The sequence below is a fragment of the Actinacidiphila cocklensis genome (genome assembly GCF_907177275.1).
In the GTDB taxonomy this organism is placed as follows: domain Bacteria; phylum Actinomycetota; class Actinomycetes; order Streptomycetales; family Streptomycetaceae; genus Actinacidiphila; species Actinacidiphila cocklensis.
Genome location: NZ_CAJSLV010000114.1, coordinates 117,243 through 138,209, shown reverse-complemented (window position 1 = coordinate 138,209; position 20,967 = coordinate 117,243). Strand labels below are relative to the sequence as shown.

Sequence of the window (20,967 nt, the reverse complement as noted above, 5' to 3'; positions counted from 1 at the left end):
CGGCCGCTGCCGGACGGGGGCCGGCCGGTCCCGCGAGGGGTCAGATGCGGACGCCGAACTGGAAGGGCATGTTGCCGATCGACTCGTAGCGTACGAACGCTCCGGGCTTGGGGGCGTGCAGCACCTTGCCGTCGCCGGCGTAGAAGCCGACATGGTGGTGGTCGCTGTAGAAGATGACCAGGTCGCCGACCTTGAGCTGCGACATGGACAGGTGCGGGCCGTAGTTGGCCTGCTGGGCCGCGGTCCTGGGGATGGTGATCCCGGCCTGGCGGTAGGCCCAGGAGGTGAGCCCGGAGCAGTCGAAGGAGTTGGGGCCGTCCTCGCTCCAGGCGTAGGGGTCGCCCACCTTGGTCTGGGCGGCGGCGTAGGCGGCGGCCGCGTGGCCGGAGGCGGGGGTGCCGCCCATCGGGGGGCGCTCGGTGGAGCGGTTGGCGCGGGCCGCGTCGTCGGCTATCTGGGCGCGCTGGGCGGCGGTGAGCGAGTTGAGGATCGCCTGCGCCTGGGCCAGCTTGTTCTTGGCCTCGGTCTTGCGGTTGCCCAGTTCGGTCTTGGTGGCCTGCAGCTCGGTGAGCTTGGCGGTGGCCTCGGCCCGCTCCTGGTCCAGGGTCCGCTTGGCGTCCTGGAGTTGCTGCAGCGCACTGGTCTGCAGGGAGCTGATCTGGTCGAGGGCGGTGGCCTGGTCCAGGTAGCTGTCCGGGTTGGAGGACAGGAACAGCTGCAGCGACGGGTCGATTCCGCCGGTGCGGTACTGCGAGGCCGCGATGGTGCCGATGCTGTCGCGCAGCGTGTTGAGGTGCTGCTGCTGCTTCGCCACCTGGTCCTGCAGCGTGCCGGCCTCGGTCTGCAGCGACTTGAGCTTCTCGTTGGCCGCGTCGTACTTCTCGGTGGCCTGCTCCGCCTGCGTGTAGAGCGCGTCCACCTGGGCCTTGGCGTCCTTGACCGAGGTGGGCTTGCTGGGCTTGGCGGGGGCGGCGTTGGCCGCCTGGGCGGAGAGCGCGACCGCGGCGGCGGCAGCCGCCGTCAGGACGGTGACCCGCGTGCGGCTTGCCGGCTTGGGACGACGGTGGGACGCCACGAAGGCGAGCTCCTTCTTCCTTCAGCCGCCTACCGGTTGACCACTGGCGGGCGGCCCCCGACGCGCCACCCGGATTGGATGATCGACTGCGCGGAGGTTGGAGACCTGACCCTAGTGACCTTTCCGTGACCGATTCAAATCCTTCAAGGCAAAAACACGACCGGTTCGTGTCCCGTCACGGTCCGCATCGGCCCTGGTCGGGCACCCAGGACGATCGCCGCCTGCCACCGGGGTTCATGCGTCCTGGACCGACAGGGAGCCGGAGGCGACGGTGAGGGCCACCCGGTGGCCGGCCGAGGGGTCGCGCGGCACCAGGACCTGGACGTCCGCGGAGGCGGCGGTCGTGGTGACGGCGTATCCGTCGCCGGTGCGCGGCAGGCGGACGGCGACGGAGGCGGACGAGGCGTGCAGGTCGAGGTCGGCCGGTGCGGCGGCGAAGCCGATGTCGGCGCTTCCCGACACCACCGTCACCTCGGCGTGCGGGGAGCGCAGGTCCCTGGTGGTGAGTTGTATGGACGACGCGTCCAGGCCCAAATCGCCGCCAAGCCCCCGCAGCACGGCCACGCCGGAGGTCTGCCGCAGCCGCAGCCCGGTGTGCGGGGGCAGCGTCAGGACCAGGTCCCCGGCGCAGGGCTGCGGCAGGCCGCGGTCGTCCTCGCAGCGCAGGCTCAGCGCGCGACCGCCGGATGCCGGGTCGTCCACGGTGGCGCCGCGCAGGGCGGCGGGCCGGCCGTCGGCCCGGTGGAAGCTGCCGGTGACCGCACGCGCGTCGGCGTCGGCGGTGACCTGGACGGTGCCTGACACCCCGTCGAGGACGACCGTGCCCGGGTCGGCGGCCCGGAAGCCCGGCGCGGTCAGTGCCCGCCGGTCCGCAGGGCCGCCGCCGTCGTCGTCGGTGAGGACGACGACGAGACCGACGGCGAGCGCGAGCACGCAGCACACGACGACCGCCCGCGCCGGCCCCCTGCCGCGGCCGGCGGGGGGCACCTGCTCGGGAACGCGCGGCGGGGCGGCCGGCCGGGCCGGCACATCTGATCTGTCCATGGCGGCAGCCTTCCCCTGTCACGCGATCGCACGCCCGGACTCCCGCGGGGCGGCCGGGTCATCTCCAGCGGCGCATCCGCCGATATACGGGGCAGACGAGAGGGCAAGCCGTCGTGGACGGCACGGAGGTGGTGCAGATGGACGGCAGGGAGCGGTCGCTGCTCTGGCTGCTGGCGGTGGTCGCGGCGGTGAGCCTGGTGGTCGCGGTCCGGCTGCTGGTCAAACTGGTCCGCTCGTGGCGCCTGCTCAAGGCGTCCGGCATCCCGATGTCGCACAAGACGATGTTCTGGGCGTCGGTGGCCTACCTCGTCTGGCCGGTGGACCTGCTGCCCGACCCGATCTACCTCGACGACATCGGCTTCCTGCTGCTGGCCCTGCGCTCCCTGCACGCGGCCGCCCGCCGTTACGGCGTGTCCCGCGAGGGCGTCGCCCGCGACGGCACCGGCGAGGACGGCGCGACCCCCGCCCGCAAGGGCGGCAGGTAACCGCACCGGCCGCGTACGGGTGCCGTCCAGGGGTATCCGCACAGGCGGCGGTCGACGCGGGATTGCGCGCGGCGGAGGTGGCGGGACATGGCCGGAAGGGCGGACCGGGTCGGGGCGGCGTGGCGGCGTTCGGCGCCGGGCCGCATCTGGCGGCAGGGCACGGACATGGAGCTGATGCACCGCTCGATGGGCTTCGCGGCGCTCGGCGTGGTGACGCTGATGCCGCTGCTGATCGTGGTGGCGGCCGCCGTGCCGTACCAGCGGGCGGGGTTCGCGCAGTGGATCGTGGACGGCATGGGCCTGTCGGCGGGTCCTGCGGCGACCGTGCGGAGGCTGTTCTCGACCCCGGGCAAGGTGCTGAGCACCACCAGCGCGCTCAGCCTGGCGGCGCTGGCGGTGTTCGGGCTGTCCTTCGCGGCGAGCGTCGCGACCGGCTACGAGCGGGTCTGGGACCTGCCGGCGATCCCCTGGCACGCGGTCTGGCGGCGGGCGGTGTGGCTCGCGGTGCTGACCGGGTACCTGTTCGTCGAGGCGCAGAGCGGCACCGTGCTGGACGGCGGGGCGCTGCCGTCCGCGCTGCGGATCGCCTTCACCCTCACCTGCGGGGTGCTCTTCTTCTGGTGGGGCCAGCGCTTCCTGCTCGGCAACCGCGTCCCGTGGCGCCCGGCCCTCACCGGCGCGGTGTGCACCATGGCCGGCCTGGTGGGGCTGCGGGTCTTCTCGGTGCTGGTGCTCTCGCCGCTGACGCTGACCAGCGCGGTGACGTACGGCCCGGTCGGCACGGTGCTGATGGTGCAGAGCTGGCTGATCGGGGTGGGCTTCGTCATTTTCGGCGGCGCGCTGGTCGGGCGGCAGCTGCATCACCGCGGGCCGCCGGAAGGGCCGCGGGAGGCGCCGCCGGTTCCGCGGCAGGGGCGAGCAGACGGTCCCGCTCCGCGTTGTAGTGGGCACCGACCAGCAGCGCGAGATTGCTGAACCACAGCCACACCAGGAAGGCGACCGCGCCGGACAGCTGGCCGTACAGCCGGTCGTACGTGCCCAGGCGGGCGGTGTACGTCGCGAAGCCGGCCGAGATGAGCAGCCACAGGCCGATCGCCACCCCGCCGCCGGGCGCGGCCGTCCGGACACCGCGCGCGACCGGCGGTCCCGAGCGGAAGAGGATCAGCACCGTCGCCGCGGCGACGGCGACCAGTACCGGCCAGCGCAGCGCGCGCCACGCCGACACCATCTGGCCGCCCAGGTGCAGCAGGTCGCCCGTCCGGTGGGCGAGTTCGCCGCTGACGACCACGCAGATGGTGCTGCACGCCATCAGGACCAGCAGCATGAGCGCGGTGAGGACCACCCGCGGCGCGGTGCGCCAGGCGGGACGGTGGTCAGGCACGCCGTGGATGTGGTGCAGCGCGCGCCGGAAGACCGCGGCGTAACTGCAGGCGGCCCATGCCGCCCCCGCCCCGCTGGCCGCGGCCAGCGAGGTGGTCGCCGAGGCGTCCTCGGCCATCTGCCGCAGCGCGTTGGCCACCAGCGGCCGCGACTGGCCCGGCATCAGCACTTCCAGCCCGCCCGGGACCCCGCTGCCGTCGGGGCTGCCGGTCAGCCCGACCAGGGACAGCGTCATCAGCAGGGCGGGGAAAAGCGCCAACACCGCGTAATAGGTCAGCGCCGCGGCCCTCTCGGTCGCGTCCTTGTCCCAGGCCGCCACCATGGCCTTGACCAGGGTCTTGAGCATGCCGAACACCGTGATCTGACACCCCCTCCGGCTCCACGCCGCACACCGCAACCGACGCGGAACGTCTGCCCCCGTTTCGGCCGCGCCAACATACTTGGCCGGAAAGGATCGTTCGACGCTTTTCGAGCCGCGGCCCGACCATCTTCGGGCGTTCTGCGGGCAGGCGGACCCTTGAGGAGGTACGCCATGAACGCGCAACTCGCGATGAGCCGCACACCCTGGTGGGCACGCGCCGCCATCGCGCTGGTGGGGCTGGTGGTGCTCGCCCTGGTACTGGGCAGACTCCACCTGTTGCCGGGACTGCCCAACCCGTTCGCAGAACGGACCAACGACCGCAGCGGGCCTGTCCTGCTGAAGTCGATCCAGGACATGAACCGCTACGAGGGGGCGAGCGGCAACTTCGAGGTCGTCGTCGACCTGCAGAAGGACGCCAAATACCTGCCGGACATCGTGCACGGCGAACGGACCCTGTACGTGGGGGCCGGCAGCGTGGACGCCTACGTCGACCTCGGCGCGGTGAAGACCGGCGCCGTCACGGTGAGCGACGACCGCAAGTCCGCCGCGATCCGGCTGCCGCACGCGGCACTGGAGCGGACGAACCTGGACCCCGAGCACTCCTACGTCGTCTCGCAGCAGCGCGGTTTCTTCGACCGGGTCGGCGACTTCTTCGGCAGCGACACCGGGAACGCCCAGAAGCTGGGCATCCTGGCCGCGCAGAAGATCCAGGACGCCGCCAAGGTGACCCAGTTGACCGCCCGGGCCGAGACCAACACCCGATCCATGCTCCAGGGCATGCTCACGTCGCTCGGCTTCACCCACGTCGACATCCGGTTCGGCCCCGCCCCGCAGCCCACGCCGTCAGCGTCGGCTTCGGCGTCCCCGTCCCGGTGATCCCACGTCGCAAGTGTCCGCGCGGGCGTCCGCGCGGACACTTGCGACGCAGCCCCGTCACCGGCCGCGGAGTCCCGCGGCCGGTCCCCTCAGATGCCCTCCCCCGCCAGCCGGAGGGCGACGTCCTCGACGGTGAGCGTCTGCGTGATCCCCCGGCGGGCCGCGGTCCCGTCCGCGAGGTCCGCGGGGCGGACCAGCGCGGGCCGCAGGCCGGCGCCCGCCAGCGCCATCCAGGCGTCGAAGACCGCGCCCCCCGGGGCGTACTGCTCCCGCGGATCGCCGGCGGCGGGCTCGGGCAGCCGCAGCGCCAGGCGGCGCGGCGCGGGACTCACCGCGTCCCGCCGCGCGTCCGCGACCGCCTCGGCCAGCGCCCGGCCGGTCGCGGTGGCCTGCCCGTCGGTGCCGTACAGGCCGAGTTCGTGTTCGAGGTCGTTGAAGTCGGTGAACCTGGTCCGCCTTCAGCCGGCGCCGGGTGCGCTCAGGCCGAAGGCGGCGCGTGCCTTGTCCGCAGGGTCGGTGAGGTTCGCCGCGCTGTCGCCGAGGAGCCGTTGGGCCTCGGCGGCGCCGCCGGCGGAGAAATGGGCCGGTGCCCAGGTGGAGAACCGGTCGTCGGGCTCCCAGGACGCCGCGGTCACCCGGGCCGGGGCCGAGGCCGGTGAGACGGTCAGCTCACCGGCCGTCACCACGCCGTCCAGCGGGGTCGCCCGGGGGCCGTCACGGACGAAGTGCCCGCACCAGGCCACCAGGCCCACCCGCAGGGCTGCTCCGGCGGGACGGATCTCGACGACCCGCTCGGTGCAGAACCCGCGCGGCGCGGACCCGTTCCCCGCGGCGGGCATCTCGCCTCCGAGCGGACCCTGCGGGGCCGTCAGCACGTAATGGTCCACCACGGGGAGGACCGTACGGTCGAGCGCGGCGTCGACGTGCGGCGGTGCCGGCTGCGCCTGCCCGTGCAGGATCAGGCCGACCGCTCCTGCCGTTGCCAGGGCGACCCCCGCGGCCCCCCACTGCCACCCGCGCCGCTTCCCCACCCAGATACTCATTCACGTTCCCTTCAGACGGTGTACCGACCACTGAGACGGCGACGCGGCGGCGCGGGTTCCCCGGGAAGGCGTCGGGTGGCCGGGCGGTCGGGTCACATCACAGGACGCGCGGGCTCATACGGCCGAGGCGTGCGGCATCTCGTCGCTGTCCGGGTCGAGTTGCGCCCAGATGCACTTCCCGCCGGGGACGTACCGGGCTCCCCAGCGGCTGCGGGAGGCGACGGCGACGATCTGGAGGCCGCGCCCGAACTCGTCGTCCAGGCTGGGGTGGCGGACCCGGGGGGCGGACTCGGTGCCGTCGTAGACCTCGGTGACCACGCCGCCGTCGAGGTGCAGCAGCCGCAGCCGGATCATGTCCGCCCCGTCCAGGCCGCGCCCGGTGTGGCGGATGACGTTGCCGGCCAGTTCGCTGACGATGAGGGCGGCGCTGTCGGTCAGCTCGGCCAGGCCCCAGCGGCCGAGCTGAATGGCGGTCAGGTCCCGGGCGCGGGCAGCGGACCGCGGCTCCAGCGGCAGGTCGGCCACCATGACGTCCTCGGGCGGTACCCGGCCGGTGTTCAGCAGCAGCAGCGCGGAGTCGTCCTGGTGGTCGGGGTCGGGCGGCAGGTCGTGGGTGATGGTCCCGCACAGCTCCGTCAGCCAGCGCGCGCGCCGGTCGGGGTCGGCCGGCGCGGGCGCCGCGGCGGTGCGCCGGGCGAGGGCCTCGACCAGGGGCGCGGGGTCGGGGGACGAGGAGCCGAGCGTCCCGTTGGTGTAGAGCAGCAGGGTGCTGCCCGGTTCCAGGACCGTGGTGGTGACCTCGACCGGGAGGGGGTCGATGACCTGCGCGAGTCCCAGCGGCGGCCCGGCGGCCACATCGAGGACGGCCGGCTGCCTGCCGGGCCGGTGGACGACCGGTGCGAGGTGGCCCGCGCTGGCCACCTCGCACACCCCGGTCGTGGCGTCGTACACGACCATGACGCAGGTGGCGTACACCGTCTGGTCCGGCAGGGGCCCCGCGAGGCGGACCGCGACGTCCCCGACGCGGGCGAGCAGCTCGTCGAGCGGCAGGTCGAGCGAGGCGATGGTGAGCACGGCGTGCCGGATGATGCCCATCGTGATGGCCTGCTCCAGGCCGTGGCCGGCGACGTCGCCTGCGACGGCCAGGGTGCGCCCGCCGGGCAGCGGCACCGTGTCGTACCAGTCGCCGCCGACGTCCTGGCCTGCGGCGGCACGCCAGCGGGCCGCGGTCTGCACCGCGACCAGGTCGGGCAGTTCGCCCGGCAGCAGTTCCTTCTGCAGCCGCTCGGCGCGCTCCTGGGCCTCCTCGTACGCCGCCGCGTTGCCCATGGCCTTCGACAGCACCACCCCGACGGTGCTCAGGAACGCTCGGTCGTCCGCGTCGAAGGTGCGCTGTGCGGGCCAGCTGATGACGCACGAGCCCAGGTGCCGTCCGCCGGCGATCAGCGGCAGCACCGCCCACGCCTGGTTGCGGCCCTGGTCCGCCACGGGCACGACCCGCGGCCAGCGGCGGCGGAACTCCGCCGGGGAGGTGATGAACAGCAGTTGCGCGCCGGACAGTTCCGAGGACGCCAGCCGTTGCGGCCAGCCCTGGTCCGCCAGCGCTTCCAGGAAGGCCGGGGCGTACCCCACCGCGTCGATCAGCTTCGGCCGCGGGCCGGTCAGATCGTGTGCGACCAGCCCGGTGGCGCCGACCATGGGCAGCATGTGGCGGACGACCACTTCGACCACGTCGCGCATCGTGAGGGCGCGGATCAGCGCCTCGGCCAGTTCCGACATGGCAGCGGACCGGTGGTCCGCCAGCGTCCTCGCCGTCACGTCGGCGAGGGTTATCGACACGTAGTCGCCGATTCCGACCGCGGTCAGCTCGGTGTACGCGGCCGCGCCCGAGTCGCGTCCCGGCGTGCTGACCGTGAGCGTGGTCGCGGTGCCGGGGGCGGCCCGTGCCCGGGCGACCAGGTCCTGCACGCCCTGCTCGCGCAAGGCCGGCACGGACTCCCACAGTGCGCAGTCGGTCCCCTGCGAACCGTGTTCCTCCGCCCAGGCCCGGCCTGCGCGGTTGACCCACTCCACCGCGCCGTCGCCGGCGAGGACGTAGAGCGGCCGCGGGTACCACTCCAGCAGTCCGACCAGCCATGCCTCGCGGGTCCGCCGGGGGGTGGTGTTCCATGCCGTGCCGACCATCCGGACCGGCTGCCCGGCGGCGTCGTACTCGAAGGCGCCGCGGAATTCCAGCCACGCCGCGCGGCCTTCTCGGTCGACTACGCGGTATTCGACCGCGTAGGCCGAGCCCTCGCGCATCGACTGCGCGATCGCCTCGTCGACCCCGGGGCGGTCGTCGGGATGGACGCGCGCCATCCACGAGTCGATCTGCCGGTCCCAGGACCGCAGGTCGAGGCCCGCCAGGTGCACGAGGTCCTCGGCCGGCTCGTCGAAGTCGAGCCGGCCGCTCGCCAGGTCCCAGCTCCACGTCCCGACCCGGACCCGGCGCATCACGCGCCGGTCGAGCGGCACCTGCCACCACGGGGCGGTGCCGTCGCGCTGCTGCCGTGCCGCCGCCAGCCGCACGCCGATCGCCGCGGCCAGGGTCCGCAGGAAGAGCTTGCGGTCCGCGGGCGGCTCGTGTGCCGCCAGGACCGACAGGGCGCCGACCGGTGCGCCGCCGACGGTGACGGGGGCGGACAGCACGCCCGGCTGCGGCCCGGGCGCCAGCGAGGGAGGCTGCGCGGTCGACCACGCGACGTCGTTGGCCAGCACGGCCCGCACCGGCGCCAGGGCGGTCCCGCCGTCGATGTCCAGCAGTTCCCAGGCCTGCGCGAGCGCGGTGGGCAGCGAGCTGGCCGATGCCAGACGCAGCGTCCGGTCGTCGCGGCCGGACAGGTGCACCATGCTGCCGAGCGCCGCGAGGCCGGCCGCCGCCTGCGGCAGGGCCATCGCCAGCACGTCGGAGACGTCGGCGGCCGGATCGAGACTGTCCAGCCACTGCAGACGCATCCCGTCAACGGCCGGTTCTGCGGGCACTGAGCGTCGGGAAACCATCGCATCGCCTTCCCCGCTGCCCCGACAGGCCAGGGGCAGGTTGCCGAGCCGGCACAGCGCGCCGGCCCAAGAGGCTCCCTCCCCCACAAGCATAAGCAGGGGGTGATGTTCACCGCATCGCAGCCGTGGGCGGGGGCGGGCCGGAAGCGTCCGCGATCCGCACCTGGTGGCCCGTCAGCCCGGCCCGCCGGGGGTCATGGCGCGGGGCGCCGCCTGCGCGAGGCGGCCGAGCGGGGCGGCTGGGCGCGCATGTGGTCGCGCACGCGGGTCATGACGTCGCCGAGGTGGCGCACGTCGTCACCGGCGAGGGGGTCGAAGAGCAGGCTGCGGACGACCTGGACGTGACCGGGCAGGACGCGGTCGACGAGCGCCCGGCCGTCGTCGGTGACCGAGACGAGGGTGGCGCGGTCGTCGTCGGGGCTGGGGTCGCGGGTGATCAGGCCGGACTTCTCCAGGAGCCCGGCCTGGTAGGTCAGGCCGCTGCGGCTGTAGACGACGCCGTCGGCCAGTCCGGTCATGGTCAGCGGGCCGTCGCCGTGGGCGAGCCGGGCCAGCAGCTGGAACTGCACGTAGCTGATGCCGCCCTCGGCGCGCAGCTGCTGCTCGACCTGGTGTTGCAGCAGGCTGACCGCTTCCATGAGGACGAAGTAGGTGCCCAGCTGGGCCGGGTCGAGCGGCGGCACGCTTTCCGCTCCCGCACCGGCGGGGGGCTGGCTGTCGGTCATCCCCTCACGCTACCTGGTGCGAATTCGCAGCAGTGTGAGGCTCCTCACCCGCCGATCGCGTTGCTTCGAACTCGAAGCGGGCTACTCTTCTCCATGTGCTTCAAATTCGCAGCAACTGACGGAGAGATTACTCATGAAGACAGTGCGTTACCACTCCTACGGCGACAGCGACGTCCTGGTCCACGAGGACACCGACCGTCCGGTGGCCGGTCCCGGGCAGGTGGTGCTGCGGGTCGCCGGCACCGCGTTCAACGCCCTGGACGCCGCGATCCGCGGCGGCCTGCTGCGGGAACCGTTCCCTGTGTCGCTCCCCCACGTGCCGAACTACGACGTGGCGGGCGTCGTCGAGGAGGTCGGCGAAGGTGTGCACGGCTGGAGTGCCGGTGACGCGGCGGTGGCGTTCCTGCCGCCGCTCACGGCCGGCGGCGCCGCCGAGTACGTCGCCGCGCCCGCCGAGGTGCTGGCCGCGGCCCCCCGCAGGGTGCAGCTCGCCGACGCCGCCGCGCTCCCCTCGGTCGGGCTGGCGGCCTGGCAGGCGCTGTTCGAGCACGCGGGGCTGAAGGCCGGGCAGAGCGTCCTCGTCGACGGCGGGGGCGGCGCGGTCGGCGGCTACGCCGTCCAGCTGGCCAAGCAGGCCGGTATCACCGTGACCGCGAGCGCCGGCCCGCGCAGCCACGACCGGGTCCGCTCCTACGGCGCCGACCGGATCGTCGACCACACCGCGGCCCCCGTCCCACAGGCGCTCGCCGGGCAGCGGTTCGACGCGGTGCTGCACCTGGCGCCCGCCGGCCCCGACCTGGCGACCGCAGGGCCGCAGGAGCTCGCGCAGCTGGCGGACCTGGTCGCCGACGGCGGCGCCTTCGTCAGCCTCACCACGCCAGGTCCGCAGGACGTCGGCCGCGGAGTGCGGGCCGTGCGGGTCTTCACCCGCAGCGACGCCGCCCAGCTCAGCGAGCTGGTCGGCCGCGTGGACGCCGGGACCCTGCGGATCGACGTGGCCGAGCGGCGGCCGCTGGCGGACCTGGCCGCCGTCCACGCGCTGGCCGCCGCCGGGCGGCTGCCGGGCAAGACGGTCCTGATTCCCGCCTGAGGCACGACCCGGCCCCGGTCCGCTCGGGCGGACCGGGCCGGGCCGGGTCAACCGTCGAGCAGCCCGTCGAGCAGGTCGTCGAGCAGGTCGTCGAGCGCGGCCAGGTCGCGGACGACCCACGACGGCACCGACATCACGGCGAGGTTGTCGACCAGCGAGGTCACCGCCGCGACCGGGACGCCGGCCGAGAACGCCGCGCATGAATTCGCCCGCGCACGGCCGGCCCGGAACAGGGGTCGGCCGCCCGCGGGCGCGGTGGGTCGGGTGTCAGCGGCGTACGGTCTGCGGGGGTGCGTGGCCGACGGCCGCGGCGACGGCCGGTGCCGCCGCGGCGCCCGCGGATGTGCAGTGCGTGCCGTTGAGCGTGAAGCCGGCGGGTGCGGTGTTGGCGCCGGTGTAGGCGCCGTTGAAGCCGATCGTGGTGGAGGCACCGGTGGGCAGGGACGCGTTCCAGCCGGCGTCCTTGACAGTGACCGCGGCTCCGGACTGCGACCAGGTCCCGCTCCAGCCCTGGGTGACCTTCTGGTCGCCGGCGAAGGCGAACTGGAGGTTCCAGCCGTTGACGGGCGCCGCCCGGTTCGTGATCGTCAGGTTCGCGGTGAAGCCGCTCCCCCAGTCGCTGCCGACCTGGTAGGCGACGGTGCAACCGGTCGCGGGGGCCTGGCCGGTGGTGACCTGCACCGGCTCGGAGGGCGGGGAGCTGCGGCCGGTGGTGTCGGTGGCCACGACCCGGAAGGCGTACGTGGTGGCCGGGGCCAGGCCGGTGACCGTGGCGGTGGTGGCCGGGGCGGTGACCGTCGCCAGCGGCGCCGTCGTGCCGGGGTCGCCGGCGTAGACGCGGTAGCCGGCCAGCGGTGCGCTTCCGGGCGTGGCGGCGGCCCAGGTCAGCGTGACGCGGTCGCTGCCGGTGGCGGAGGCCGCCGGGGTGCCGGGCGCCGAGGGCGCGGTGGCCTGGGACGAGCCGGCGGGGATGACGTATTCGGTGATGGAGTACGCGGGGAAGGTGGCGGTGAAGGAGCCGCCGTTCAGCGGCTGGTCGGCCGGGTGCTGGATCGCGGTGGGGTCCGCCTGGCCGTAGCGGTAGACCTGTGCGGTGGCCGGCAGCCCGGTGCCGCCGGTCACGGACACCGGCGCGGTCAGGTCGCCGGTGGTCTTGTTGATGACGACGACCGTGGTGGCGTGGTCGGTGCTGCGTTCGGCCGCGTAGACCGACAGCTGGTCCTGGTCGGCGCTGGCCGCGCCGACCGCGGTGTCGCCGAAGCTGCCGCCGTTGCCGTCGTAGTTCCGGTACATCCGGAAGGCGTACGCCCCGGGGTCGGTCGCCTTGGGCGGTGACCACAGGGTGGCGAGGCCCAGGCCCTCGCGGCCGAAGATACCCAGCACGTCGGCCTCGGCCAGCGCGCCGTCGACGTGGTCGAGGGCGCCCCAGTTGTACTCCGTGATCGCCAGTTCGGTGCCCGGGTAGTTCTGGTCGACCAGCGACCGCATGCGGGGGATGAACTGGATCGGCTGGTTGATCCAGCTCTCGTCGACGTAGGAGGGGTCCCACAGCTGCCGGGTGGAGCGCAGCCGCAGGGCCTGCGTCGCCGCGTCGTCCGCGCTGCCGAACACGCCCGACTGCTGCGGGTAGATGTGCTCGTCGAAGTAGTCCAGGATGCGGCGGCCGTGCGACTGCTCGTACGCCTTCATCTGCTGCAGGTACCACGGGGCGAACTGCACGCCGCCGTGCGCGGCGCGGTCCGGCGGGTTCGACCAGCAGCTGCCGCCCTGCTCGCTGCACACTTCCTGGTCCAGGCCCGAGTAGATCAGCGAGTTGAAGCCCCAGCCGACCGGGCCGAGGGTCTGCGCGGCGGGGTCGGCGTCCTTGACGGCGGCGGCGGTGGCGTAGGTGCTGTCGCGCAGCTCGTCGTAGCCCGCCCCGGCCGGGTGCACGTCGCGGTGCGTGCTGTGCCACAGGTCCGGTTCGTTGTCCAGGTCGTAGTAGCGCACCCCGCCGCCGTCCGCGGTGCCGTAGGTGCTGTCGAGGTACTGCACCCAGCCCTTGACGAAGTCCGGGCCGGCGGCCGTGCTCGTCTCTGCGGGGTCGTTGCCGGTGACGGCGGTGCCGTCGGCCTTCTTGCCGTTGCCGCAGTCCGGGCGCCACTGCGCGTCGGTGTCCTGCTGGGCGCCGTACTCGGCGACGCTGAACCCGCAGCCGTCGTCACGGCCGGCCGCCGTCCAGCCGATCATCGGGACGGTCATGACGGTGCCGCTGCCGGTCCTGCCGTTCTGCTCGACGAACCTGTCGGCCTCGGAGCCGGCCGGCAGGGCGGCTGGGTCGTTGCCGTAGTGCAGGTCCTCGAAGTACCAGTCGGAGCCCGCGTTGTAGGCGTCGAGCTTGTAGTTGTAGCGCGTGGTCGCGTTGCCGCCCCAGCGGCGCACCGGCAGCCGCAGGTCCGCGGCCAGGTCCTCGTCGGCGAAGTTCATGCCGTAGATCTCGGGGGCGATGGCGTGCCGCCCGGCGGTGGCGTCGACGGTGATCGCCGGGCCCGCGGTGGCCGCCGCGGCGCCCACCGCCCGCCCGGGTCCCGCGCCGGCGGCCTGCGCAGGACCTGCGCCGGCCAGCAGCACCGCGAACGCCGCCAGGGCGGCGGCCTTGTGTGTCGTACGCATGGTCTCCTTCTCAACGGCCGGCGGCGCGGGCGGCGCCGCCGGCCGCCGCGCCCGCAAGGCGCGCGATCCGGCACCGGCAGCCGACTACGCAGCGGCCTTTCGTGGGGGGACGGAACGGTCTCATCCAGCTATGGGAGCGCTCCCATGCGCGAGTGTGAGCGCGAGGGACCGGAGTGTCAACACGTGTGCACAGTGAACGGAGGGTCAGCGGTGGCGAACCGCGGCTCTCTGACGCCGCCGGGCACCAGCTCCCTCTCCGACGTCTCGCCGCGCGGGCACGCTTACGACGTGTCCGCCGGCCCTGACCGCACCGCGAAGGTGTCCGCAGGGCGCTCCCGCACCAGGCTCTGACACCGCGGGGGCTCGGAGAACGGCAAGGCGGGGGGTGGGCACCGGAGTTCCGGTACCCCCCCCCCGCCGTCGTCCGGCCGGTGCTGGTTCAGCCGTGGCGCAGGGGTGTCAGCTCGCGGTGCAGGTGGCGGTCGGAGCGCCGTTGCTGCCCGAGTAGTTGGCGTTGAACCCGAAGGAGGTGCCGGCGCCGGCTCCCACGGCGCCGTTGTAGGCGGCATTGGTCACGGTCACCGTGTTGCCGGACTGGGTGTAGCTGCCACTCCACAGGTTGGTGACGGTCTGGTTGCCGGGGAAGGTCAGCTTCACCGTCCAGCCGTTGATGGCGGCCGAGCCGTCGTTCTTGACGCTCACCGCGCCCGTGAAGCCGGCGCCCCAGTCGGAGGAGTTGGTGAAGGTCGCCGAGCAGCCGCTGCCGCCGTTGCTCGGGGGCGGCGTGGTCGGCGGCGTGCTGGTGGGGGGCGGCGTGGTCGGCGGCGTCGTGCCACCACTGCCGGAGCCCACGGTGATGTTGGAGCTGCCGGAGGATCCGTAGCCCTCGGTGGCCAGGATCTCGTAGTTCGGGGTGCCGAGGTTCAGGCCCGCCTGCGCCCACGCGTTGAAGAAATTGGCCACGGTGATGGTGCCGCCGGTGCGCTTGGCCTGGCGGACCGCCCAGTACTGGTAGAACGTCGCGGTGCCCTCGATGGAGGGCTGGTTGACGCGCTGCGTCCGGTACAGGTCGTACGTGCTGCCGTCGCTGGTGACCGAGCCCAGCCTGGAGGCACCGGAACTCGGGTTGTAGTTACCGTAGTTGTCGACGATGTAGTACTCGATGAGCGGGTTCGTCGTCCAGCCGTACAGCGACAGGTAGCAGTTGCCGTTGCAGTTCCACGTGCCCGAGTAGGTCACGGGCGCGGTCGTGCCCGGGTTCCAGCCCTTGCCGGCCACGAAGTTGGTCACGTTGTTCCACTGGGTGCTGTACTGGCCGCCGGAGCCCATGGTCATGGAGGCCTGGCCGCTGTTCTGGCTCCAGAAGGAGTAGAAGTACCCGTTGTTGGTGCCGGTGCTGTTCGAGTTGACGGTCGTGTCGGCCTGGGCAGCGCCAGGCAGCGCGAAAGCGACCATGACCGCGGCCGCCGCGGCGACGATACCGCGGATGGCGGCCACGAGAGTGCGTCTGCGGCCCGGCTCGCGGGTCGGTGTCCTCATGGGTGTTTCCTCCTGAGGCGGTGTGGGGGGACTGCGTGCCGTGGCCGTCGCAGGTCGGGGAGAACTGGCGACAGGGGCATGACACACAGGACCACCGGTGACTGGTCACCGGCGATGCCGAACAGTCTGACCCGCACCCGTGCGGTGTCAACACTTTCGGTAGATATTTCGAAAGCTTTCCGTTGACAGGAAGTTCACAGCCAAGACATCTCACCTGGTCAGGGAATGCAACTGGTGATCGCGCCCGTCCGATGGGTCAACTCGCCCACGAGCCAGCGACCATGACGACCCCGCGGGAGACCGTCGCAGCGAAACTTTCGAAGTGCCGGGATCAGGCGCGCAGGTAGGCGAGAACGGCCAGCACCCTGCGGTGGCTCCGGTCCGTCGGCGGCAGGTCCAGCTTGGTGAGGATGTTGCCGACGTGCTTGCCGATCGCGGCCTCCGAGACCACCAGCTCCCTGGCGATCGCGCCGTTGGACCTGCCCTCGGCGATCAGTGCCAGCACCTCGCGCTCGCGCGGGGTGAGCTGCTCCAGCGGGTCGCGGCGGCGGCGCAGCAACTGGCGCACCACCTCGGGGTCGACCACCGTCCCGGAGTCCGCCACCTCGTGCAGCGCCGCCACGAACTCCTCGACCTGGCCGACCCGGTCCTTGAGCAGGTAGCCGACGCCCGTTCCGTCGCCGGAGTCCAGGAGTTCGGCGGCGTACGTCCGCTGCACGTACTGGCTGAGGACCAGGACCGGCAGTGCGGGGCGGCTCTCGCGCAGCCGCACGGCCGCCCGCAGGCCCTCGTCCTGGAAACCGGGCGGCATGCGCACGTCGGTCACCACGATGTCGGGGTCGTGCTCCTCGACCGCGGCGACGAGCGCCTGCCCGTCCCCGACGGCCGCCACGACCTCGTGGCCGCAGCGGGCGAGCAGGCCGACGAGCCCTTCCCGCAGCAGCACGCTGTCCTCGGCCAGCACTATGCGCAGCGGTCGGCCGCCATGGTCAACTCGCAAGGGAACTCCACACGCAACAGGGTCGGCCCACCTGGCGGACTGGTCAGGGCAAGTCTGCCATCCAACACCGACACCCGGTCCGCCAGACCGGTCAGGCCGCTGCCCGCCGCGGCGTCCGCGCCGCCCCGGCCGTCGTCGCGCACTTCGAGGAACAGGCGTCCGCCGTCATGGCCGCCGCTCACCCGCGCGCGGTCGGCGCCGCTGTGCCGGGCGACGTTGGCCAGCGCCTCGCAGACCACGAAGTAGGCCGCGGACTCGACCGCCCGGGCCGGCCTTCCCGGCAGGTCGAGGTCGACGTCGACGGGGACCACGCAGCGATCGGCGGCGTCGGCGACCGCGGCCTGGAGGCCGTAGTCGGTGAGCACCTTGGGGTGGATGCCGTGGATGAGCTCGCGCAGCTCGGCGAGCGCCTTGCCCGCCTCCTCGTGGGCCTTGGCGAGCTGGTCGGCGAGCGGGCCGGGCGGCGCGTCGAGGCGGGCCAGCCCCAGGGCCATCGTCAGGGCCACCAGGCGCTGCTGGGCGCCGTCGTGCAGATCGCGCTCGATCCGGCGCCGCTCGGCCTCGAAGGCGTCCACCAACCGGACGCGGGAGCGGGCCAGTTCGACCACCCTGGCGCCGAGTTCTCCCTCCGGGGAGGCGATCAGCAGCCGCGCCACCTCGGCGCGGGCGCCCGCGACGACGCCGAGCACGTAGGCGCCCGGCCCCAGCAGGAGCAGGCCGAGTACGGCGACGCCGGAGGCGGCCGGCCAGGTGGTGAGCGTCCACGCCTTGAGCACCTTCACCTCGTGGCCGTCCCCGGACGTGGCCATCAGCAGCGGGGCGGCGGCCATCGACAGCGGGACGAGCAGGGCGGCCGCGACCGCCGCCGCGTCGACCAGCCACAGCAGCCCGGCGAGCAGCAGCGCGTAGCCGAGCTCCCGCCAGGTCGCCTGCTCGCGCAGCCGGGTCGTCAGCCAGGCCCGCAGCCCCGGCGCGGCCGGTATCCGGTGCCGGCCGGACACCGGGGTGCGGTCGACCAGGCGCAGCCTGCTCCGCTCCACCCCCGCCACCGGGAGGCCGCTGAGGGCGAGGAGGAGGAGCAGCGGCAGCCCCACCAGGACGATCGCCAGCGCACCGCAGACCACCGCCGCCGTCACGATGCCCACGAGGGCGGCCACGCCGGTCACCACGCCGGTGAGCAGATACGCGGCGGAGCGCCAGGGCCAGGCCGACAGCAGGAAGGCCGGCCGGGTCATGGCCTGCCACACGTCGCGAGGGTGCATGGGCACGACCGTAAGCGGCCGCGCCGACCGGTGCCATCGGCCCGGTACCCGTATCGGGGGTATGCCTGGCCCTACCCCAGGTCTCGTTCTGGCCGTACTGCGCCACCAGGGGTCTGCGCGGTTTCGTGGAGACGTCAACAGGTCGTGGAGCAGGCACTGGTGGAGGACATATGAGCGAGGACGCGATCCGACTGCGTTCCGTCACGCGGCGGTACGGCTCGGACGGCACGTCCGTCACCGCCCTGGACGAGGTGTCGATCGCCTTCCCCCGGGGGACGTTCACCGCCGTGATGGGCCCGTCCGGGTCCGGCAAGTCGACGCTGCTGCAGTGCGCCGCGGGCCTGGACCGGCCCACGTCGGGCTCGGTCACCGTGGGCGGCACGGAGCTGACCGGGCTGAGCGAGACCGGGCTGACGCTGCTGCGCCGCGAGCGCATCGGCTTCGTGTTCCAGGCGTTCAACCTGCTGCCCTCGCTGACCGCCGAGCAGAACGTGGCCCTGCCGCTGCGGCTGGCCGGCCGCCGCCCGCGGCGCGACCGGGTGCGCGAGGTGCTCCGGCAGGTCGGGCTCGGCGACCGGATACGGCACCGGCCCGCGGAGATGTCAGGCGGCCAGCAGCAGCGGGTCGCCCTGGCCCGTGCCCTGATCACCCGCCCGGAGGTGCTGTTCTGCGACGAGCCGACCGGCGCGCTCGACTCGCGCAGCAGCCGCGAGGTGCTGGCCCTGCTGCGCGGCATGGTCGAACGCGAGGGCCACACGGTCGTGATGGTCAGCCACGACCCGGTCGCCGCCTCCTGTGCGGACCGCGTCGTCTTCCTCGTCGACGGCCGGGTCCACGGCGAACTGGCGGGCGCCTCCGCCGAGGACATCGCGGCGCGCATGGCCACCCTGGAGGTCGTGCCGTGCTGAGCACCGCCCTGCACACCCTGCGCACCCGCTGGGTCACCTTCACCGGCAGCTTCGTCGCCCTGTCCCTGGGCGTGGCGCTGATCGCGGTGATGGGGCTGGCCCTGGCGTCCTCGGTCGACGCGCCGGGCCGGGGACCGGAGCGGTTCGCCGCCGCGCCGGTCGTCGTCAGGGGCCAGGACACCCTCACGGTGCCCACCTTGGACGGCGACCGCACCCGCAGGCTCGCCCAGCCGCGCGCCGTGCCCGCCGAGGCCGTCGCGAAGCTGCGGGGCCTCGGAACCGTCGTCGAGGACCGGTCGTTCGCGGTGACGGCCGAGGGCGGGCCCGCCGACCTGGTGGGCCACCCCTGGTCCACCGCCGCCTTCGCGCCGTACGAACTCGACGCGGGACGCGCGCCCTCGGCCGCGGACGAGGTCGTCGTCAGCGGTGACTGGGCGCGTCCGGGCGCCCGGGTGCGGACCGGCGCCGGCATCGTGCGCGTCGTCGGCACGGTTGCCGGGCTCGGCTTCGAGGACGCCGTCTTCTACACCGACGCCCGCGCCGCGCAACTGTCGCCGCGCAGCCTCCAGTCGGTGGTCGTCGCCGGTGCGGCGGCGGTACGTGAGGCGGTGCGCGGCAGCGCGGGGGTACAGGTCCTCACCGGGGACGCGCGCCGGTACGCCGACGCCGACCCCGACCGGGACAGCGAGGCCCTCACCGCGATGAACGCCATGTTCGGCACGGCAGGCGGCGTCGCCGGGTTCGTGTCGGTGTTCGTGGTGGCCTCGACCTTCGCGTTCGCGGTGGCCCAGCGGCGCCGCGAGTTCGGGCTGCTGCGCACCGCGGGGGCGACCCCGGGGCAGATCCGCCGCATGGTCGTCGCGGAGGCGCTCGTGGTCGGCGTGCTCGCCTCCGCCGCCGGCTGCGTGCTCGGCTCGTTCGCGGCTCCGAAGCTCGCCGCGTGGGCGGTCGACGAGCGCCTCGCGCCCGCCTGGTTCACCATCGGCGATCACGTCTGGCCGTACCATCTGGCGTTCTGGACGGGCCTGCTGGTGGCCCTGTGCGGTGTGGTCGCGGCGTCGTGGCGGGCCGGGCGCACCGGTCCTGCCGAGGCGCTGCGCGAGGCGTCGGTGGACACCCGGGCGATGACACGCGGCCGCCGGCTGGCCGGCGCGGCCCTGCTGGCCACCGCCGCGGTGACGCTCGCCCTGGACCTGGTGACGAACCCGGGCGACCTGCTGCACCGCAAGACCTACGTGAGCCGGCCGATGCTGCTGATCACCGCGGCCGCGCTGCTGGCGCCGGTGCCGGTACGGCCGCTGGTCCGGCTGGCCGCCTGGCTGCCGGCCCGGCTGCCGGGCGCCACCGGGATGCTGGTGCGGGAGAACTCCTCCGCCGCCGTCCGGCGCACCGCCGCCGTCGCGGCGCCCGTGCTGGTCACGGTTGCGCTGGCCGGCTCGCTGCTGGGCGCCACCGCCACCCTCGGCAGGGCGAAGGCCGTCGAGATCCGCGACCGGACGACCGCCGACTTCGTGGTCACCCCCGCGGGCGCCGCCGGCTTCGACGGCGCGACGCTGAAGCGGCTGGCGGCCGTGCCCGGCGCCGAGGTCTCGGCGAGCGCGTCGAGCGCCGTGTACGTCCTGGAGGACGGAGTGGCGCTCATCAGGTCGCAGGCCAGGGCCGTGGAGCCGGGGCCGCTCGCGGCCACCTCCCGCCTGCCGCTCGCCGCGGGGAAGGTGGGCGACCTGGACGACGGCTCGATCATCGTCAACCAGGAGTGGCAGCAGCACACCGTGGGCGAGCGGGTGCACGTGTGGCTCGGGGACGGCACCGAGAGGTCCCTGCGGATCGCCGCGGTCATGCACGAGGGCACCGGCGACAACGGCGTCTACGTCACGCCCCGCAACGCCCCCGCGGCGCCCGTCGACCGGGTCGACGTCCACCTCACCGGGAGCGCCGGCACCGTGGCCACCGGGCTGCGCGAGGCGGTGCGCCCGTCGGGCGGAACGGTCCGCACCGGGGAGGCCTGGGTACGGGCGGCGTACCCCGCGACCGACCGGACGACCCGGGCGGGCCTGCTGCTGGTCCTCGGGATCGCCCTGCTCTACACCGGCATCTCACTGGCCAACACGATGGTCATGGCGACCTCCGACCGGTTCCGCGACCTGGCCGTGCTGCGGCTGGCCGGCGCCACCAGGTGGCAGGTGCTGCGGCTGGTGGGTGCGGAGGCGCTGGTGGTGGTCACGGTCGGCGCGGTGCTCGGAGCGCTGGTCGCCGGGCTCAACCTGACGGGCATGTGGGGCGCACTGGGCCTGCTGTCGGTCTGGACGCCCGTCGCGTTCCCGTGGGCGGCGCTCGCGGCGACCGTGGCGGCCTGCGCGGTGCTCGCGCTGGTCTCCGCGGTCGGCACGGCCGCCGTCGCGCTGCGCCGCACGGCGGTGGAGCTCGCGGGCGTACGCGAGTGAACTCCCGTGCGGCGCCTGTCTGTCCTGGCGGTGGGCCGCACGGG

At 73.9% G+C, this 20,967-nt stretch carries 16 protein-coding genes and 1 pseudogene; 6 read left to right on the top strand and 11 right to left on the bottom strand.

The window, feature by feature from the left end; translation table 11 throughout:
• Nucleotides 1-40 precede the first annotated feature (40 nt).
• Complete coding sequence (locus NFU81_RS38170; protein WP_251501085.1) at nt 41-1,075, bottom strand: C40 family peptidase; 1,035 nt, start codon at nt 1,073-1,075, stop codon at nt 41-43.
• 234 nt (nt 1,076-1,309) lie between these two features.
• Nucleotides 1,310-2,119, bottom strand: a complete 810-nt coding sequence (locus NFU81_RS38165) for a hypothetical protein (RefSeq protein ID WP_251501084.1) — start codon at nt 2,117-2,119, stop codon at nt 1,310-1,312.
• A 113-nt stretch (nt 2,120-2,232) separates the two neighbouring features.
• On the opposite strand from NFU81_RS38165, the gene NFU81_RS38160 reads away from it, so the two are divergent.
• Both NFU81_RS38160 and NFU81_RS38155 read left to right on the top strand, forming a co-directional pair.
• Nucleotides 2,233-2,604: a YkvA family protein gene (locus tag NFU81_RS38160; protein WP_251501082.1), complete on the top strand. Its 372-nt coding sequence runs from the start codon at nt 2,233-2,235 to the stop codon at nt 2,602-2,604.
• Nucleotides 2,605-2,691: 87 nt separating this feature from the next.
• A complete protein-coding gene (locus NFU81_RS38155) occupies nt 2,692-3,579 on the top strand; it encodes a YihY/virulence factor BrkB family protein (RefSeq protein ID WP_251501081.1) in 888 nt (295 codons plus the stop codon).
• 10 nt (nt 3,580-3,589) lie between these two features.
• Here the strand turns inward: NFU81_RS38155 and NFU81_RS38150 are convergent.
• Nucleotides 3,590-4,306 (bottom strand): annotated as a pseudogene (locus NFU81_RS38150) (YihY/virulence factor BrkB family protein); the annotation flags it as partial.
• Nucleotides 4,307-4,516: 210 nt separating this feature from the next.
• On the opposite strand from NFU81_RS38150, the gene NFU81_RS38145 reads away from it, so the two are divergent.
• Nucleotides 4,517-5,221 (top strand): DUF4230 domain-containing protein, encoded by a 705-nt coding sequence (locus tag NFU81_RS38145; protein WP_251501079.1) that lies wholly within the window; start codon nt 4,517-4,519, stop codon nt 5,219-5,221.
• Between the two features lie 89 nt (nt 5,222-5,310).
• Here the strand turns inward: NFU81_RS38145 and NFU81_RS38140 are convergent, their stop codons facing one another.
• The 4 genes from NFU81_RS38140 to NFU81_RS38125 form a co-directional block, all read right to left on the bottom strand.
• On the bottom strand, nt 5,311-5,553 hold the full coding sequence (locus NFU81_RS38140) for a hypothetical protein (protein WP_251501077.1): 243 nt from the start codon (nt 5,551-5,553) through the stop codon (nt 5,311-5,313).
• A gap of 126 nt (nt 5,554-5,679) precedes the next feature.
• Entirely contained in the window at nt 5,680-6,264 is a 585-nt protein-coding gene (locus NFU81_RS38135; protein ID WP_251501076.1) for a hypothetical protein, read from the bottom strand.
• 114 nt (nt 6,265-6,378) lie between these two features.
• Nucleotides 6,379-9,258, bottom strand: a complete 2,880-nt coding sequence (locus tag NFU81_RS38130) for a SpoIIE family protein phosphatase (RefSeq protein WP_251501074.1) — start codon at nt 9,256-9,258, stop codon at nt 6,379-6,381.
• 239 nt (nt 9,259-9,497) lie between these two features.
• Complete coding sequence (locus NFU81_RS38125; protein WP_251501072.1) at nt 9,498-10,028, bottom strand: MarR family winged helix-turn-helix transcriptional regulator; 531 nt, start codon at nt 10,026-10,028, stop codon at nt 9,498-9,500.
• A 133-nt stretch (nt 10,029-10,161) separates the two neighbouring features.
• Here NFU81_RS38125 and NFU81_RS38120 point away from each other — a divergent pair, with 133 nt between their 5' ends.
• Complete coding sequence (locus NFU81_RS38120; protein WP_251501070.1) at nt 10,162-11,118, top strand: NADP-dependent oxidoreductase; 957 nt, start codon at nt 10,162-10,164, stop codon at nt 11,116-11,118.
• Nucleotides 11,119-11,385: 267 nt separating this feature from the next.
• On the opposite strand, the gene NFU81_RS38115 is transcribed toward NFU81_RS38120, so the two are convergent.
• The 4 genes from NFU81_RS38115 to NFU81_RS38100 form a co-directional block, all read right to left on the bottom strand.
• A complete protein-coding gene (locus tag NFU81_RS38115; protein ID WP_251501067.1) occupies nt 11,386-13,770 on the bottom strand; it encodes a glycoside hydrolase family 44 protein in 2,385 nt (794 codons plus the stop codon).
• A gap of 459 nt (nt 13,771-14,229) precedes the next feature.
• Nucleotides 14,230-15,309, bottom strand: a complete 1,080-nt coding sequence (locus NFU81_RS38110; protein ID WP_422665392.1) for a glycoside hydrolase family 11 protein — start codon at nt 15,307-15,309, stop codon at nt 14,230-14,232.
• A 331-nt stretch (nt 15,310-15,640) separates the two neighbouring features.
• Nucleotides 15,641-16,273: a response regulator gene (locus NFU81_RS38105; RefSeq protein WP_285833828.1), complete on the bottom strand. Its 633-nt coding sequence runs from the start codon at nt 16,271-16,273 to the stop codon at nt 15,641-15,643.
• The gene (locus tag NFU81_RS38100) at nt 16,273-17,571 is read right to left on the bottom strand and encodes a sensor histidine kinase (protein WP_251501063.1); all 1,299 of its coding nucleotides are present in this window, start codon (nt 17,569-17,571) and stop codon (nt 16,273-16,275) included. Before NFU81_RS38100 ends, NFU81_RS38105 begins: the two co-directional genes overlap by 1 nt.
• A gap of 170 nt (nt 17,572-17,741) precedes the next feature.
• Here NFU81_RS38100 and NFU81_RS38095 point away from each other — a divergent pair, with 170 nt between their 5' ends.
• Together NFU81_RS38095 and NFU81_RS38090 are read left to right on the top strand one after the other, a co-directional pair.
• Nucleotides 17,742-18,479 (top strand): ABC transporter ATP-binding protein, encoded by a 738-nt coding sequence (locus NFU81_RS38095; RefSeq protein WP_251501061.1) that lies wholly within the window; start codon nt 17,742-17,744, stop codon nt 18,477-18,479.
• The gene (locus tag NFU81_RS38090; protein ID WP_251501059.1) at nt 18,473-20,923 is read left to right on the top strand and encodes an ABC transporter permease; all 2,451 of its coding nucleotides are present in this window, start codon (nt 18,473-18,475) and stop codon (nt 20,921-20,923) included. The genes NFU81_RS38095 and NFU81_RS38090 overlap by 7 nt, the downstream gene beginning before the upstream one ends.
• Nucleotides 20,924-20,967 lie beyond the last annotated feature (44 nt).

Excerpts from the sequence above, each read along its gene's own strand:
- NFU81_RS38165 (WP_251501084.1), bottom strand. The coding sequence starts at position 2,119 with ATGGACAGATCAGATGTGCCGGCCCGGCCGGCCGCCCCGCCGCGCGTT.
- NFU81_RS38155 (WP_251501081.1), top strand. The coding sequence starts at position 2,692 with ATGGCCGGAAGGGCGGACCGGGTCGGGGCGGCGTGGCGGCGTTCGGCG.
- NFU81_RS38145 (WP_251501079.1), top strand. The coding sequence starts at position 4,517 with ATGAACGCGCAACTCGCGATGAGCCGCACACCCTGGTGGGCACGCGCC.
- NFU81_RS38135 (WP_251501076.1), bottom strand. The coding sequence starts at position 6,264 with ATGAGTATCTGGGTGGGGAAGCGGCGCGGGTGGCAGTGGGGGGCCGCG.
- NFU81_RS38130 (WP_251501074.1), bottom strand. The coding sequence starts at position 9,258 with ATGCGTCTGCAGTGGCTGGACAGTCTCGATCCGGCCGCCGACGTCTCC.
- NFU81_RS38125 (WP_251501072.1), bottom strand. The coding sequence starts at position 10,028 with ATGACCGACAGCCAGCCCCCCGCCGGTGCGGGAGCGGAAAGCGTGCCG.
- NFU81_RS38120 (WP_251501070.1), top strand. The coding sequence starts at position 10,162 with ATGAAGACAGTGCGTTACCACTCCTACGGCGACAGCGACGTCCTGGTC.
- NFU81_RS38115 (WP_251501067.1), bottom strand. The coding sequence starts at position 13,770 with ATGCGTACGACACACAAGGCCGCCGCCCTGGCGGCGTTCGCGGTGCTG.
- NFU81_RS38110 (WP_422665392.1), bottom strand. The coding sequence starts at position 15,309 with ATGAGGACACCGACCCGCGAGCCGGGCCGCAGACGCACTCTCGTGGCC.
- NFU81_RS38100 (WP_251501063.1), bottom strand. The coding sequence starts at position 17,571 with ATGCACCCTCGCGACGTGTGGCAGGCCATGACCCGGCCGGCCTTCCTG.
- NFU81_RS38095 (WP_251501061.1), top strand. The coding sequence starts at position 17,742 with ATGAGCGAGGACGCGATCCGACTGCGTTCCGTCACGCGGCGGTACGGC.